Origin of the sequence: Cellulomonas algicola (assembly GCF_003851725.1) — a bacterium.
In the GTDB taxonomy this organism is placed as follows: domain Bacteria; phylum Actinomycetota; class Actinomycetes; order Actinomycetales; family Cellulomonadaceae; genus Cellulomonas; species Cellulomonas algicola.
This window is the reverse complement of sequence record NZ_BHYL01000444.1, coordinates 1-1,127: the sequence shown is the minus strand read 5'-3', so window position 1 is coordinate 1,127 and position 1,127 is coordinate 1. Positions and strand designations below refer to the sequence as shown.

Sequence of the window (1,127 nt, the reverse complement as noted above, 5' to 3'; positions counted from 1 at the left end):
GGTCGGGGCCGGGCTGGCCGTAGCGCGGGTCGGCACCGGCCCGGCCGTGGCGCGGATCGGTGCCGTGGGCGGCGTGCGACGTCCCCGTCGCCGCGCCACCGGAGGTCTCCGGCGACGAGGCGGGCGGAACCGGCGCCGCGGTCGGCGCCAGGCGCGGCGCGGGGTCGGGCGGCAGGACGCGCCGCCCCGACGGGCTGGCGAACGGGTTCTCGAACGTCTCGGGTGCGGCCGGGGTCGCAGGCGTGCTCGCGGGCGCCTGCGGCTCCGCCGTGGTGTCGGCAGGTCGCGGCGTCGCACCCGGAGCGGCTGCCGGCTCGGTCGGTCGGCTCGCCTCGTCGGGGGTCGTCATGGGGTCTGCAGGGCTCCCGTCACCGTCTGCCAGCCGCGCGTGATGCGCGCGGGCACCCCGTCGTCGTAGGCGCCTCCGGGAAAGGCTGCCACGAGCGGCGCCAGGACGTCGTGCCCGTCGGCGCCGACCACCTGCACGACGGTCGCGTCGGACTGCCAGGCGAGGTGCGACGGCTCGGACGCGAGGACGTACACGGCACGCCCGCCGAGGTCGTGGACGCGCGCACCGGCGATCGCGTCGGTGTCGAGCCGGCCCTGCTGCTCGGTCACGACGAGCGTCCCGGCCGGACCGGTGACGTCGACCTCGAGCACCGACCCGCCCTGCGCCCAGCGCAGGGCCGTGATCGACCAGCCGTCGGGCAGGTCGGTCGGGAACGACCAGGCGTGCGCGCGCAGCCACGACGTCGTCGCGGGGTCGACCTGACCGGCGCGGACCGCGTCGTCGAGCACGGGACGCCCGTCGGCCGTGCCCGGTCCGGAGGCGGGCTGCGCGAGCAGCGCGAGGTCCGCGCCGGGGTGGCTCACGGGGACGATCTCGGGGCGCTCGCCGAGCACGAAGAGCATCGCGGCGACGGCACCGAGCCCGGCGACCGACCCGACGGCGAGGCGCGTGGGGTGGCGGCGGGACGTGAGGTCGGGGCGCAGGCCCGCGGTCGAGCGGCCCGTCCACGAGCGCGGCACGAGGCCGGCCGATGCGAGCGCGAACCGGTCGGGCGGCGCGGCGAACGGGTCACGCGGCGGCTGCGGCCGGCGCGCGTCGGCGGCGTCCGGGTCCGGCG

Annotated in this window: 1 protein-coding gene and 1 pseudogene; both read right to left on the bottom strand. The window is 79.2% G+C overall.

Annotated features, from left to right (window positions below; genetic code table 11):
• Positions 1-349, bottom strand: a pseudogene (locus CTKZ_RS22235) (translation initiation factor IF-2); the annotation flags it as partial.
• On the bottom strand, positions 346-1,127 hold a 782-nt coding region (locus CTKZ_RS20615; protein ID WP_124344650.1), incomplete at its 5' end, for a zf-HC2 domain-containing protein. The gene CTKZ_RS20615 and the pseudogene CTKZ_RS22235, both read right to left, overlap by 4 nt.